Raw genomic sequence first — 13,677 nt, 5'->3', positions numbered from 1 at the left:
CGGAGGCGCCCTCCCCGCGACGGATCACAGCGGGTTGACGCCGAACGCCGTGGCCAGCTTGTCGATCTTCTTGGCGCGGCCCAGCCGGGGCAGGTCGCTGCCGTCGCGGATGACGCGGCCGCGGGCCTCGAAGTCGTCGAGGAAGTCGCGGGCCCAGGCGACGTCGGACGGCGTCGGGCTGATGACCTCGTTGATCACGGCGAGCTGCTCGGTGTCGAGGCAGAGCTTCCCGGTGAGGCCGAGCGAGACCGTGAGCGCGGACTGCTCGCGCAGCACGGGGTGGCTGTTCGAGACGGTCGGTCCGTCGATCGGGCCGGGCAGGTCGCCGATGCGCGAGGCGACGACCAGGCGCGAGCGCGGGTAGGCCATCGCGAGGTCGTCGGCGCTGGTGCCGGTGTCGCGGCGGTAGTCGCCGCTGCCGAACGCGAGGCGGAAGGTGCCGCGGGCGCGGGCGATCGAGACCGCCTCCTCGATGCCGAGGGCGGACTCGACCAGGGCGAGCACCGGGGTGGAGCCGCCGAGGCGGTCGAAAGTCTCGGTGACGTGCTCAGCGGCCTCGGTCTTGGCGAGCATGACGCCGGCGAGGCCGGGCAGGCCCTTCAGCGCGTCGACGTCGTCGGACCAGAACGGGGTGGAGTGGTCGTTGATGCGGACCCAGGCGCGCTTCTCGCCGGTCAGCCACTCCGCGACGTCGGTCCGCGCGTCGGGCTTCGCCTTGGGGTCGACCGCGTCCTCGATGTCGAGGACGATCTGGTCGGCGCGGGATGCGTGCGCGGCGTCGAACGTCTCGGTGCGGGTGGCGTTCACCAGCAGCCAGGAGCGCGCGATCTCGGGGGCGACGTCGCGCCCCTTCCGCTTCGCGATGGCGGTGGTGGTGGTCTCGGGCAACGTCACGTTCGGGTCCTCTCGGTGGCGCGGTCCTCGCTCCGCGGACGCCACCGCTCTGCGACGGCGCCGGGGACAAGGGTAGCGGCTCCCCGTCGGCGGGGCTCCGGGCACTCCGGCGTCTCTCCACTCCGGGGCTGCGACGCCCCGAGCGCTCCGGATCAGCGGCCCTCCGGACGCTCCCACAGCGTCAGCACGGTCGTCGGCACCCGGATCCGCTCGCGCGCGACGAACCCCGCCTCAGCGAGCACCGTGTCCGCCTCGCCCTCCGGCAGCGCCTGCCAGACCCGGTCCTCCCCGGCGAGCGCGGCGCGCAGCGCCTCGCCCTCCAGCAGGACGTCCGAATACGTGCCCGTCGTCCTGTACGGAGCGGCGAGGGCGACGTCGTCCACGCCCGCGAACGCCTCCGGGTAGGCGGCGAGCGCCAGGCGGGGCCGGAGCGAGACCGTCCCGGAGGAGCCGAGGAGGACGGCGTCGCCCGAACGGGCCCGCTCCTCGACGGCGGCCGCCAGACCGCGGAGGTCCTGCCCGGCCGGCTTCCCGGTGACCGTGCGCATCTGCACGAGGACCGGCAGGGCGGCCACCGCGATCAGGGCGAGGAGGGCGACGCCCGTCCGGGCCCTGAACGAGTCGAGCGCGAGGCCGAGGAGGACCGCGAGGGCGGGCGTGCTCGACGCGAGGTAGCGCGGAGTGAACATCGGCTCGACGAGGAGGGTCCCGAGCACCAGCACCGCCGTCGGCAGCACGATCCAGAGGACGAGGGCCGGCAGGAGCGGCCCGCGCAGGCCGCCCCGCACCGCGGCGACCGCGAGGAGCGCGACGGCGATCCCGGCCAGCCACCACGCGGATCCGAAGAACGGCTCGACCAGGACGGTGAACGCGGTCACCGGCTGCGAGCGGAGCCAGCCGACCTGGCCGCTCTGCCCGGCGGCGAGGAGCAGCACCGGCACGGCGCCCAGTGCAGAGAGGGCGCTCGCCGGGAGAGCCCGCACGGCACCCCGGGGCGCCGCGGCCGCGGCGAGCGCGACGAGAGCCGGCAGCACCAGCACGGAGTAGAGGAACACCGCGTCCGCCAGACCCGCGACGGCCGCGAACGCGATCCAGCGCAGGGCTCCTCCGGAGCGGGCCGCCCGCACGACGAGGACCGCCGCTCCCACCACGAGCGCGGTGGCCAGAGCGGAGGATCGCGCCTCGGTCCCCGAGAACGAGGACCGCGGGAGCAGCACGAGCACCGCGGCGGCGAGGAGTGCCGCCCGGGGCCGGTCGAACGATCGCAGCAGGACGACGACGCCCGCCGCCGCCGCTCCCGTGGCGAGAGCGGACGGCGCCCGCACCGCGAGCTCCGACTCCCCGGCGATCGCGATCCAGCCGTGCATCATCAGGCCGTAGACCAGGTGCACCGCGTCCTTCTCCTGCACGAAGGCGAGGAGCTCCCCCACCGGGAGCCGCGCCAGGCGGAGGGTCGCGGCCTCGTCGTTCCAGTAGGAGGGGATCCAGGAGCCGACGAGGGTCAGCGCGGTGGCGAGGGCGAGGACCGCGCTCGCGGGCAGGGTCCGGAGCGCGCGCATCCCGCCAGCGTAGAGGCCGGGCTCAGCGCGCCGAGCGCTCGGCGAGACCCTTCGCGTACGCGGCCTGGCCGACGTGCTGCGTGTCGTCGTCGATCACCGAGACCAGCCGCACCCCGAGGGTCACCGGCGGATCCCACTGCTCGTCGACGACGCGCTCGAGGTCCTCGTCGCCGAGCGTGTCGAGGAGGGCGAGCGTCTGCCGGTGCACGGCGTCGGCGTACTCCGCGAGCAGCGCGGCCGGCACCGCGGCGAGCGCCGCCACCTCGGCCGGCTCCTGCCCGTAGCCGGTCTCGTCGGGCCCGAAGGGCAGGCCGGACCGGCCGTGGAAGCCGTCGGCCGTCCACACCTGCTCGTGGCCGGCGAGCGGGGCGAGGTGGTCGTCCTGCACCCGGACGAGATGCCAGACGAGCCAGGCGGGCGAGTTCGAGCGGGCGTCCGCGCGGAACGCGAGCTGATCGGGGGTGCTGTCGTCGAGGACGGCGTGCACGTTCTCGTGCACCCGGCCGAAGGCGTCGCGGAGGAGGTCGATGGCTGCGCTCATGCCGCCAGCCTGCCGCTCCCGCGCCCGGTGCGGCACCCCCTCCGCGCGCCTCGGAGGAAGTGCGGAGGCGGGTGCCCGATACTCGGCCCGTGACCTCCGGATCCTCGAACCTGGCGACGAAGCCGTGGCTGACCTCCTACGCGGAGGGCGTGCCCGCCGAGATCGACCCTCCCACCCAGACCCTCGTCGACCTGCTCGAGGACTCGGTCGCGCGGTACCGCCGCGGCACCGCCCTCGAGTTCTTCGGCGCCGAGACCAGCTACGCCGAGCTCGGCGAGCAGGTCGCGCGCGCGGCGGAGGGCCTGCGGCGCCTGGGCGTGCGCGTCGGCGACCGCGTCGCGCTGGTGCTCCCGAACTGCCCGGAGCACGTGGTGGCGTTCTACGCCGCTCTCCGCCTCGGAGCGATCGTGGTCGAGCACAACCCGCTCTACACGCCGCGCGAGCTGCGGCGGCAGTTCGAGGACCACGGCGCCCGGTTCGCGGTCGTCTGGGACAAGATCGCCGACGTCGTCGCGACCATGCCCGCCGACCTGGGCGTCGAGCGCGTCGTCTCCGTCGACCTCACCCGCTCCTTCCCGCTCGGCAAGCGCCTGGCGCTCCGGCTCCCCCTGCCGTCGGTGCGCCGGTCACGCGAGAAGCTGACCGCGACCCCCCGCAGCCGCTCCCTGGTGCCCTTCGCGTCGCTGCTGAAGAACCGCCGCATCGCGCGCTCGCACCCCCGCCCGGTCCTCGGCGACACGGCCCTGCTGCAGTACACGAGCGGCACCACCGGCACGCCCAAGGGCGCGATCCTCTCGCACGCGAACCTCCGCGCGAACGCCCTGCAGGGCCGCGCCTGGGTGCCGGGCCTGCGCGAGGGCGACGAGACGTTCTACGCGGTGCTCCCTCTGTTCCACGCCTACGGGCTGACGCTGTGCCTGACCTTCGCGATCAGCATCGGCGCGAAGGTCGTGCTGTTCCCGACCTTCGACGTCGGCCTCGTGAAGGCGGCCGCGAAGTCGTCGCCGCCCACCTTCCTCCCCGCGGTGCCGCCCGTGTACGACGCGCTGGCCCGCGCCTCCGAGCGCCACGAGCTCGACCTGCGCGGCATCCGCTTCGCGATCTCGGGAGCGATGAGCCTGCCGGTCGCGACGGTCGACCGCTGGGAGCGCGCGAGCCGGGGACTCCTGGTCGAGGGCTACGGAATGACCGAGAGCTCGCCGGTCGCCCTCGGCAACCCGGTCGGCCCGACCCGCCGGCCCGGCACGGTCGGCGTGCCGTTCCCCAGCACGACGATCCGCCTCGTCGACCCCGCCGATCCGTCGGTCGACCGCGGCCCGGGCGAGTCCGGCGAGCTCCTGCTCCGGGGGCCGCAGGTGTTCCAGGGGTACTGGAAGCGGCCGGAGGAGACGGCCGAGGCCCTCCTCCCCGGCGGCTGGCTGCGCACGGGTGACATCGCGACCGTCTCGGCCGACGGCTTCGTGACGATCGTCGACCGGGCCAAGGAGCTCATCATCACCGGCGGCTTCAACGTCTCCCCCTCCGAGGTCGAGGGAGTGCTGGAGTCGCACCCGGACGTGACGCGCGCGGCCGTCGTCGGGCTCCCCCGCGAGGACGGCGGCGAGAGCGTCGCGGCGGCCGTGGTCCTGCGGGCCGGGACGGCCGTGGATCCGGAGGCGCTGCGCGACTTCTGCCGGCTGCACCTGACGCCCTACAAGGTGCCCAAGCGGATCGTCCCGGTGGACGAGCTGCCGACCTCGCTGATCGGCAAGGTGCTGCGCCGCCAGGTGCGCGAGAGTCTGCTGGACTGAGGCGACCGGAGCGGGCGGTGGCCCGCGAGGAGGAGGACGACATGGCGAGGATCGTGCAGTACGAGATGATCGGCGGGCCCGAGGTGCTCGAGACCGTCGAGGCGCCGGAGCCCGAGGCGGGGCCCGGCACCGTGGTGGTCGCCGTCCGCGCGGCCGGCGTGAACCCGATCGAGTGGAAGGTGCGCTCCGGCCTGCGCCCGAGCCCGCCGTTCGACGGTCCGCGGAGGCTCGGGTCGGACGGCTCCGGCGTGGTCTCCGCCGTCGGTCCGGGCGTGACCGGTTGGAGCGTCGGAGACCGGGTGATCGTCAGCGGCGCCACCGGCACCTACGCGACCGCCGTCGCGGTCTCCCCCGACTCCCTCGATCCGCTCCCCGACGGACTCGGCTTCGAGGAGGCGGCCGCGCTCGGCATCCCGGTCTCCACCGCCTACCAGGCGGTGGTCTCGCTCGGCGTCGCGGAGGGATCGACGTTCGTGGTCCACGCGGGCGCCGGCGCGGTAGGACGGGCGGCGATCCAGTTCGCCGTCGACCGCGGAGCCCGGGTGATCGCCACGGCGAGCCCGGCGAACCACGAGGCGCTGCGCGCGCTCGGAGCGGTGCCGGTCGCCTACGGGCCCGGGCTGCTCGAGCGGCTGCGCGCCGCAGCGCCCGAGGGCGTCGACCGCGTGCTCGACGCGGCCGGGACGGATGAGGCGCTCGCCGCCTCGCTCGCGCTGGTGGCGGATCCGCAGCACGTCGGAACGGTGGTCGCCGGCCCTCGTGCGGCAGAGCTGGGCATCCGGGCGTGGAGCGGCGGCAGTCCCGTGCCGCTGACCGAAAAGGAGCAGCGCCTCCGCCGCGAGGGCGTGCCGCTCGCCGCCCGGCTGGCGAGCGAGGGGCGCTTCGCGGTCGCGACCGGTCCGCGCCTCCCGCTCGAGCAGGCCGCCGAGGCGCATCGGCTCAGCGAGGACGGCCACGTCCGCGGGAAGATCCTGCTCGTTCCCTGACCCGGGCCGGCATCCGGCATCCGTCTCCCCACCGCTTCCCCCGCTCTCACCGTCGAGAAGGAGTCCCCGTGTCCACTGACGACACCACCCCCGTGATCCTGGGGGGCGCCCGCACCCCGTTCGCCCGCTTCTCCGGAGCCTTCGCGCCGCTCTCGGGCGTCGAGCTCGGCGCCGCTGCCATCCGAGGGGCTCTCGAGCGCTCGGGCGCCTCCGCGGCCGACGTCGACGCGGTCGTGCTCGGCCAGGTGATCCAGGCCGGAGCCGGTCAGGGCCCCGCCCGGCAGGCCGCGGTCCTCGCGGGCCTGGGCTGGGACGTCCCGGCGGTCACGATCAACAAGCTCTGCCTGTCGGGTCTCACCGCGGTGATCGACGCGGCGCGGATGATCCGGCTCGGCGAGGCGCAGGTGGTCGTCGCCGGAGGGCAGGAGTCGATGACCAACGCGCCGCACCTCCTGCTCGGATCCCGCTCGGGCCTGGGTGTCGGTCCGCGTCCGCTCGAGGACGCACTCCTCCACGACGGCCTGCTCGATCCGTTCGACCGCCGCCTGATGGGGAGGGTGACAGACGACGGCAACGCCGCACGGGGCATCCGCCGCGAGCGCCAGGACGCCTTCGCCGCGCTCTCGCACCAGCGGGCCGCCGCGGCACGGTCCACCGGCGTGCTCGCCGAGGAGATCGTGCCGGTCGCGGTGCCGCAGCGGCGCGGACCGGACCTCGTCGTGTCCGCCGACGACGGGATCCGGGAGGACAGCACGGTCGAGACGCTCGCCCGGCTGGCCCCCGCGTTCTCAGCCGAGGGCACGATCACCGCGGGCAGCTCGTCCCCGATCACCGACGGTGCCGCCGCGCTGGTCGTCGTGTCCCGCGGCTGGGCCCGCGAGCGCGGACTGCCCTGGCTCGCGACCGTCGCCGAGCACGGGCAGGTCGCCGGACCGGACAACTCCCTGCATTCACAGCCGTCGGCGGCGATCCTCCGGGCGCTCGGCCGCCGCGGTGCAGCGGTGTCCGACCTGGACCTGATCGAGATCAACGAGGCGTTCGCCTCCGTCGTCCTCCAGTCGGCGGACGATCTCGGCGTCGAGCCCGAGGCGGTCAACGTCGACGGCGGGGCGATCGCGCTCGGCCACCCGGTCGGCGCCTCCGGAGCACGGCTGGCCCTGCACCTGGCGCTGGCCCTCCGGCGCCGGGGCGGCGGCCTGGGCGTCGCCGCGCTCTGCGGCGGAGGCGGCCAGGGCGAGGCGCTGATCCTCGAGGGCTGACCGGCGGTCCGCCCCCAGGAGCGCGTCGGCGCCTCCGGCTACGCTCGCGGGATGAGCATCCTGAGCGCCGACGGCCTCGCCTTCGTCACCGAGCGCCACCTGGCCACCCTCTCCACCCCCGGCCGCCAGGGCCGCCTGCACGTGGTCGCCGTGGGCTTCACCTACGAGGACGGCGTCGTCCGCGTCATCACCTCCCGCGAGAGCCAGAAGGTGCTCAACGTCCGGCGGGGCGGCACCGCGACGGTCGGGCAGGTCGACGGCATCCGGTGGCTGAGCCTGGGCGGTCCGGCGACGATCGAGGAGGAGCCGGACGCCGTACAGCACGCCGTCGAGCTCTACTCCCAGCGCTACCGCACTCCGCGCCCGAACCCCCTCCGCGTCGCCATCCGCATCGACGTCGACTTCGCCCTCGCCTCCTCCGGCCTGCGCGCGGAGTAGCCGGGTGGCCCGCGGCGACGCGCTGGGCGGGGGCGGTGCCGTCTCCTCCCTCCGCACCTACCGCTACGTCCGCCTCTCCCTGGTGGCGGCCGTGGTGCTCCTCACGGCCGGCCTCGTCCACCAGCTCGTCGTCGGAGGCCCGCTGCGCTCGATCAGCGCCTCGTACTACACCCCGGTCCGCTCCCTCTTCACCGGGGCGCTCTTCGCGGTCGGCGTAGCGCTGGTCGTCCTCGCCGGGAGGAGCGTGCGGCGCTTCCTCCTGCTGCTGGCGGGCATGACGGCGCCGGTCATCGCGATCGTGCCGGTGCCCCTCGCCTCGGAGGAGCTGCAGCGCCTCCAGGGAGCGGTGTGCCCGGCGGGAGGGGCGTCGTGCCTTCCCGCGACGGCCGCGGGTGAGGTCGCCGCCTCCCTGCCCGCCTACCTGGTCACGGCCGCGGCCGTCCTCGTCGCCTCCGTGATCCTGCTCGCCCTCGACCGGGTCCTCGACCGCTGGGCGCTCGTCCGCACCGCGATCGCCGCCGCCCTCCTGATCGCGCTGGCGGCCTGGAGCACGCTCCCGTCGTTCCTGCGGCTCGGCCACTACGCCGCCGCCGGCGTCTTCTTCCTCCTCATCGCCGTCACCGCCGGTCTGCACGCCGTCGCGGTGCGCGAGGAGGGAGCGAGCGGGCCGGGGACGCCGCGCTTCTACTCCCGCTGCTACGCCGTTCTCGCGGTGCTGATCGCCGCGGTCGATGCGGCGCTGGTGCTCCTGCTGCTCACGGGGCGGGGAGCGGAGCTGCTCGGCGAGCAGTGGCTCCTGCTCGGCGAGGCCGTCGCGCTCGCCCTCTTCGGGGTCTTCTGGGTGCTGCAGACCGCCGAGAACTGGGATCGTCCCGACGTGCTGCTCGTCGCGCGGGGCTGAGGGGGCCGGTGGCGGCCCCCTCAGCCGCTCAGCGCTTGAGGGTGATCGAAGAGCTCCGCCCGAGGTTGCCCGCGGCGTCGGAGGCGTGCGCGACGATCGCGTACCGCCCGGCCGGGTAGGAGGAGGCCGAGACAGTCAGGCGCCACGTGCCGTCCGACGCCCTCGTCGCGTCGCCCAGCCGCGTGGCTCCGCTCCAGAAGCTCAGCTTCGTCGTGCCGACGTCGTCCTTGGCGGTGGCGACCAGGGTGACAGAGCCGCGCACCGTCGATCCGCTCGTCGGCGCGGTGATGACGGTCTTCGGAGCCGTCGTGTCGCGCGACGGCGCGGGCGAGCCCGTGGGTGCCGGAGCAGGAGCCGCGGTGGGCGCCGACGTGGGAGTCGGGGTCGGGGTCGGAGCCGGTTCGTCGCCGAGGCCCCAGGCCGTCCACAGCTCCTCCGCGATCATCGCCTGGCCGGCGACGTTCGGGTGGAAGTAGTCGACGTCCGTCGAGAGCTGGTCGAGCGAGATCGGAGCCGCCGTGAGGGCGCCGCCGTCCCAGACGCAGTCGTTCGCGGCGGATGCGCAGGCCGATTCGAGTGCCTCGTTGAAGTCGGCCTCCCGGTCCTCCGCCGCCGCGAGCGAGGCGGTGTAGGCCGAGCCGGTCAGCGGGGCTCCGGTCGTGGCGTCGACTCCGCGCTGGGTCCGGCAGACCCCGCCCCAGGCCCAGATCGCGGCGCCCGGCGTCGGCTTCACGGCCTCCCACTCCGACTCGATGTCCGGGACCGAGCCGACGAGCACCGTCGCCTCCGGCCACTCCTCGCCGATCGAGCGAAGGATCCGGGTCGCCGACGCGGCGAAGGAGGCCGCGGGCGTCATCGCGTAGCCGTCGCGGGAGTCGGGCGAGAGGCTCAGCGAGCAGAGGTCGTTGCCGCCGATCAGCAGCGTGACCACGTCCGGCTCCTCCCCGGCCGCGACCGCGGCGTCGATCCGCGACTCGACTCCGCTGATGACCGCGCCCGACTTCGCGTAGTTCACCGCGCGGACCGCCGTCCGCGGATCCGCCGCCGCCATCCGGCTCGCGATCGAGTCGACCGCGGGCGCCGATCCCGTCGCCCAGGAGTTCTCGACGCAGTCGCGGTTCACCCCGCAGGTCGTCGCTGCGCGCGTGATCGAGTCGCCGAGCGCGAGCAGCGTCTGCGTCCCGGACGCCTGCGCCGGCGGTGCCGCCAGGAGCCCCGCCAGGAGCGCGATCGCCCCCGCGCCGACCCCTGCCGCTCTCCGCCGTGCCCTGTGTGCTGTGGTCCCCATGTCGTCCCGTCCCCTGGTCGTCCATCGTTCGAGTGCCTCGCGTGCTGCGAGAGCACGAGGGGCGAGCGTACGTCGCTGCGGATCCCCCGACGGACCGGAGGAGAACGGCTCCCGTCCGGCGCGGCCCGGATGGGGGACACGGAGGACGTCTGTCGGCGGTCGGGCGGGAGCGATCCGGGAGGGGAGAGGCGGGCGGCCGCGAGCACGACGGCTGCTCACCGCGGAGGACCGGCCTTCGGCCGCAGGGCGGGAACGGCAGGGCAGACGGCGAGCGCGACCAGCACGTTCTCGTTGAGCGGGCCGCCGGCACAAAGCAGAAGGCCCGCTCTCTCGAGCGGGCCTTCTGTGGTGGTGGATCCGAGGGGATTCGAACCCCTGACCTCTTCATTGCGAACGAAGCGCGCTACCAACTGCGCCACGGACCCGTGCCTTCCGAGCCGTCACCGGCCCGAACAACTCGTCCACACTAGCACGGACGAGCAGGCGCCTCGCACTCGCGTCAGGCCCCGCGGCGGCGCTGCAGCGCCTGGTCGAGGTCGATCGCGTCGACGCCGTCCACGACGCCCATGGCGGCGAAGCGGGAGGAGGGACGCGGGGCCTCGGGAGCGGGAGCGGCGGCACGCGGGACGCGCAGCGGCGCCACCTCGGGAGCGGTCGCGGCGGCGCGCTGGGCGAGCTCCGCCTCCGCCGCGGCGGTGCGCAGGCGCTCCACGGCGTCGATCGACGCCATCGCGGAGGCGGCGACCGTGCCCCGGGAGAGGTACAGCGGCTTGGGGAGCGGCTGCGGCGTCCAGCTCGCACGGTCCTCGGCGAGCTCCTCGGAGGCGTCGTCCGCGGCCTCCTCGGCGAGCTCGGCCTCGAAGACCTCGGCGCGCCGGCGCTCGGTCGCGGCGGCCGTCGTCGCGGTCGCGGCCGGAGCGGCGGCGCGGCGGCGACCCGGCGCCAGCAGGATCAGCGTGCCGAGCCCCGCGACGGCGAGGAGCAGGCCGACGAGCGGCACCGCGCCCGTGCCGCCGAACGGCAGCATCACGAGCCCGACCAGCGCGGCGACCGCGCCGACCAGCACGGCCAGCGCGGCGCCCTGGCGCCAGCGCAGGACCGAGGGCCCTGACCGCGTGCTCCGCCGTGCGCTCGCGGTCGCCCGTCGCAGCGCGTCGCGCGCCGCCTTCTCCGCCTGTGCCAGCTCCATCGCCTGTGCCTTCTCTTCGGCTCGTCGTCGTGTCTCGGTCACCCGGAGCCGGCGCTGCTGCAGCGCCACCTCGCGGGCCGTCGCCTCCGCACGCACGTGCTCGGGCACTTCCGCGGTCTCGGCGAGGATCCGCAGCGTCTGCTGCAGCCTCACCGCGTTGCGCTCGGTCGCGTTGTACGACCGCCTGCGCATCCACGTGGGGATCAGGTAGGCGACCCACAGAACGGCGGCGAGCGCCCAGACGACGCCCCCGCCCAGCCAGTCGCTACTCATGCGGACAACGCTAGGAGTACCGGGCACTCCCGTCCGTCATTACGGGTAGGTGTGTCCGTGCGGATCGCGAATCAGCCGGGGCCCCGTCGGAGGGACACCGGCGCCGTCGGAGGGTCCGGAGAGACCCGAGCGGCGCGAGGCGCGGAGATCCGCGTCGGTCGGCACGCCGACCTCCGACGGGACCTGCCCGTCGAGGTAGCGGCGGAGCACGCCGCGGGGCACCTCCTCCGCCACGAGGGCGAAGCAGAAGTGGTCGCGCCAGTCGCCGTTGATGTGGATGAAGCGCCGCCGCAGGCCCTCGTAGCGGAAGCCGAGCTTCTCGACCACGCGCAGGCTCGGCCGGTTCTCCGGGCGGATGCAGATCTCGATCCGGTGCAGGCCCAGGTCGAGGAAGGCGTGGTCGGCAGCGAGCGCCACGGCGATCGGAGTGATCCCCCGCCCGGCGTAGCGCTCGGACACCCAGTAGCCGATCGACCCGGAGGAGAGCGAGCCGTACCCGATGTTCGAGATGTTGAGCTGCCCGGCGAGCTCGCCGTCCCAGTCGATGAGGAACGGCACTCCCCCGCCGGCCCGCGCGTTCTGCTGCAGCGAGCGGATGCTGGCGCGCACGTCGAACGCGGCGCCTCCCCGGGGGTCGGACGCCTCCCACTGGCGCAGCCACGACCGGTTCGCGATCAGCTCCCGCTCGAGAGGGCGGGCGTCGCGCACGCGGATGGGGCGGACGGTGACACGACCCTCGGTGAGCGTCGGGATCGGGAGCGGCATGATGCGACCCTACTGCTCCGCCGCACTGCGGGAGGGGGACTGGACTCCGGGGCATTCCGTGCTTCCGTGGAACGGAGGAACGGACGGGATCCCCCGCCTCAGCAGGGGGTCCCGTCCGTTCCGGAGGCGCGCTCGCCGGGGCTCAGAGGCCGGCGACGAAGTCCTTCAGCCAGGGCTTGAGGTCCTTGCCGAGGTCATCGCGGTCGGAGGCGAGCTGCACGATGGCCTTGATGTAGTCGAGCTTGTCGCCGGTGTCGTAGCGGCGGCCGCGGAACACGACGCCGTAGACGCCGCCGAACTCGGCCGGATCCTGGGCCATGCGCTCCAGCGCGTCGGTCAGCTGGATCTCGCCGCCCTTGCCCGGAGCGGTGTGCTCGAGCACGCCGAACACGTCGGGCTTCAGCACGTAGCGGCCGATGATCGCGAGGTTCGAGGGGGCGTCCTCCTTGGAGGGCTTCTCGACCAGGCCGGTGATCCGCACCACGTCGTCCTCGTCGGTCGCCTCGACCGCCGCGCAGCCGTAGAGGTGGATCTGGTCGGGGTCGACCTCGAGCAGCGCGACCACCGTGGTGTCGCGCTGCTCGGCGACGTCGATCATGCGCGAGAGCAGCGGGTCGCGGGCGTCGATCAGGTCGTCGCCGAGGAGCACGGCGAAGGGCTCGTCGCCGACGTGGCGCTGCGCGCGGGAGACCGCGTGGCCGAGGCCCTTCGGCTCGCCCTGACGGACGAAGTGCACGTCGGCGAGGTCGCTGGCGTACTTGACGTGCTCGAGCTTCTTGTCGTCCTTCTTCTGGGACAGGTTCTGCTCGAGCTCGGGCACCGAGTCGAAGTGGTTGGCGAGCGCGTTCTTGTTGCGCCCGATGATCACGAGCACGTCCTGGAGGCCGGCGTCCGCCGCCTCCTCGACCACGTACTGGATCGCCGGCTTGTCGACGACCGGCAGCATCTCCTTGGGGATGGCCTTCGTCGCCGGCAGGAAGCGGGTGCCGAGACCTGCGGCGGGGATGACTGCTTTGCGGATTCGAGTGCCCATGGGGCGCCATCCTAGCGGCGGGGGAAGTCGCGGGAGTTTCGCGCCAGGACCGGCGACAGAAGGCGCCGGACCCCGTTCCGGGGCGGTCCGGGACGAGCGTCCCTCAGGGTCGTCCGTGCGGAGACCGGCGCGGGGCCCGGTTCTAGACTGAGCGCATGCCAGCCGACATCACGCACGAGAAGCGGGCGCTGCGCGCCGAGCTGCGCGAGCGCCGCCGCACGCAGACCTCGACCGCTCGCGACCAGGCCGCGGAGCAGATCACCGCCCACCTGATCGAGCTCGCCACCCGCGTGGGGGCCCGCTCCCTCGCGTGCTACCTCTCCGCTCCGGACGAGCCGAGCACCCGGCCGTTCCTGGGCTGGGCCGAGAGCCACGGCATCCGCGTCCTCTTCCCCGTCTCGCGCCAGGACGGCCTGCTCGACTGGGCGGTCGGCGACGGCCACACCGAGACCCAGGGCCTGTTCGGCATGCCCGAGCCCGTCGGGCAGCTGCTCGGCCCCATCGCGATCAACGACGTCGACCTCATCGTCGTCCCGGCCGCCACCGTCGACCGGCAGGGGATGCGGATGGGCTGGGGGCGCGGCTACTTCGACAAGACCCTCGGCTCGATGGAGAAGTGCCCTCCGGTCTACGCCGTCGTCTTCGACAGCGAGCTCGTCGACCGGGTGCCGAGCGAGGTCCACGACCAGGCCGTCGACGGAGTCGTCACTCCCTCCGGCATCGTCGACCTGCGCCACTGACCCCGTCCTCCTTCTCCCCCA

General features: G+C 74.3%; 13 protein-coding genes and 1 tRNA gene. 6 read left to right on the top strand and 8 right to left on the bottom strand.

The genetic code is table 11. The features are described from left to right. Nucleotides 1-24: 24 nt before the first annotated feature. From C5C82_RS03935 to C5C82_RS03925, 3 genes are all read right to left on the bottom strand, one after another. Nucleotides 25-888 carry a CoA ester lyase gene (locus C5C82_RS03935; RefSeq protein ID WP_208543400.1) on the bottom strand — a complete coding sequence of 288 codons (864 nt, stop codon included), beginning with the start codon at nt 886-888 and terminating at the stop codon, nt 25-27. A gap of 158 nt (nt 889-1,046) precedes the next feature. After that, nucleotides 1,047-2,453, bottom strand: coding sequence for a glycosyltransferase family 39 protein (locus C5C82_RS03930; RefSeq protein WP_104354636.1), 1,407 nt, complete (start codon nt 2,451-2,453; stop codon nt 1,047-1,049). A 22-nt stretch (nt 2,454-2,475) separates the two neighbouring features. Then, complete coding sequence (locus C5C82_RS03925) at nt 2,476-2,994, bottom strand: DinB family protein (RefSeq protein ID WP_104223209.1); 519 nt, start codon at nt 2,992-2,994, stop codon at nt 2,476-2,478. Between the two features lie 89 nt (nt 2,995-3,083). Between C5C82_RS03925 and C5C82_RS03920 the strand changes: the two genes are divergently transcribed. The 5 genes from C5C82_RS03920 to C5C82_RS03900 all read left to right on the top strand — a co-directional run bounded on the left by C5C82_RS03920 (nt 3,084) and on the right by C5C82_RS03900 (nt 8,368). Further along, a complete protein-coding gene (locus C5C82_RS03920; RefSeq protein ID WP_104354635.1) occupies nt 3,084-4,784 on the top strand; it encodes a long-chain-fatty-acid--CoA ligase in 1,701 nt (566 codons plus the stop codon). 41 nt (nt 4,785-4,825) lie between these two features. Beyond that, the gene (locus tag C5C82_RS03915; protein ID WP_104354648.1) at nt 4,826-5,770 is read left to right on the top strand and encodes an NADP-dependent oxidoreductase; all 945 of its coding nucleotides are present in this window, start codon (nt 4,826-4,828) and stop codon (nt 5,768-5,770) included. A 68-nt stretch (nt 5,771-5,838) separates the two neighbouring features. Beyond that, nucleotides 5,839-7,029, top strand: coding sequence for an acetyl-CoA C-acyltransferase (locus C5C82_RS03910; protein ID WP_104354634.1), 1,191 nt, complete (start codon nt 5,839-5,841; stop codon nt 7,027-7,029). Nucleotides 7,030-7,080: 51 nt separating this feature from the next. Further along, nucleotides 7,081-7,467 (top strand): pyridoxamine 5'-phosphate oxidase family protein, encoded by a 387-nt coding sequence (locus tag C5C82_RS03905; protein ID WP_104223212.1) that lies wholly within the window; start codon nt 7,081-7,083, stop codon nt 7,465-7,467. Between the two features lie 4 nt (nt 7,468-7,471). Continuing rightward, nucleotides 7,472-8,368 (top strand): hypothetical protein, encoded by an 897-nt coding sequence (locus tag C5C82_RS03900; RefSeq protein WP_104354633.1) that lies wholly within the window; start codon nt 7,472-7,474, stop codon nt 8,366-8,368. A gap of 28 nt (nt 8,369-8,396) precedes the next feature. Here C5C82_RS03900 and C5C82_RS03895 read toward each other — a convergent pair whose 3' ends face one another. The 5 genes from C5C82_RS03895 to galU form a co-directional block, all read right to left on the bottom strand. Further along, complete coding sequence (locus tag C5C82_RS03895) at nt 8,397-9,656, bottom strand: GDSL-type esterase/lipase family protein (protein WP_104354632.1); 1,260 nt, start codon at nt 9,654-9,656, stop codon at nt 8,397-8,399. 349 nt (nt 9,657-10,005) lie between these two features. Beyond that, nucleotides 10,006-10,081: transfer RNA gene (locus C5C82_RS03890), tRNA-Ala, on the bottom strand. A gap of 74 nt (nt 10,082-10,155) precedes the next feature. Beyond that, nucleotides 10,156-11,118 (bottom strand): hypothetical protein, encoded by a 963-nt coding sequence (locus C5C82_RS03885; RefSeq protein ID WP_104223216.1) that lies wholly within the window; start codon nt 11,116-11,118, stop codon nt 10,156-10,158. Between the two features lie 39 nt (nt 11,119-11,157). Then, nucleotides 11,158-11,883, bottom strand: coding sequence for a GNAT family N-acetyltransferase (locus C5C82_RS03880; RefSeq protein WP_104223217.1), 726 nt, complete (start codon nt 11,881-11,883; stop codon nt 11,158-11,160). A gap of 142 nt (nt 11,884-12,025) precedes the next feature. Further along, a complete protein-coding gene (galU, locus tag C5C82_RS03875; RefSeq protein ID WP_104223218.1) occupies nt 12,026-12,916 on the bottom strand; it encodes a UTP--glucose-1-phosphate uridylyltransferase GalU in 891 nt (296 codons plus the stop codon). Between the two features lie 155 nt (nt 12,917-13,071). On the opposite strand from galU, the gene C5C82_RS03870 reads away from it, so the two are divergent. After that, a complete protein-coding gene (locus C5C82_RS03870; RefSeq protein WP_104223219.1) occupies nt 13,072-13,656 on the top strand; it encodes a 5-formyltetrahydrofolate cyclo-ligase in 585 nt (194 codons plus the stop codon). Nucleotides 13,657-13,677 lie beyond the last annotated feature (21 nt).

The sequence above is a fragment of the Rathayibacter sp. AY1D5 genome, from assembly GCF_002932515.1.
Classification (GTDB): Bacteria; Actinomycetota; Actinomycetes; order Actinomycetales; family Microbacteriaceae; genus Rathayibacter.
This window is presented reverse-complemented; position numbering and strand designations above follow the sequence as displayed.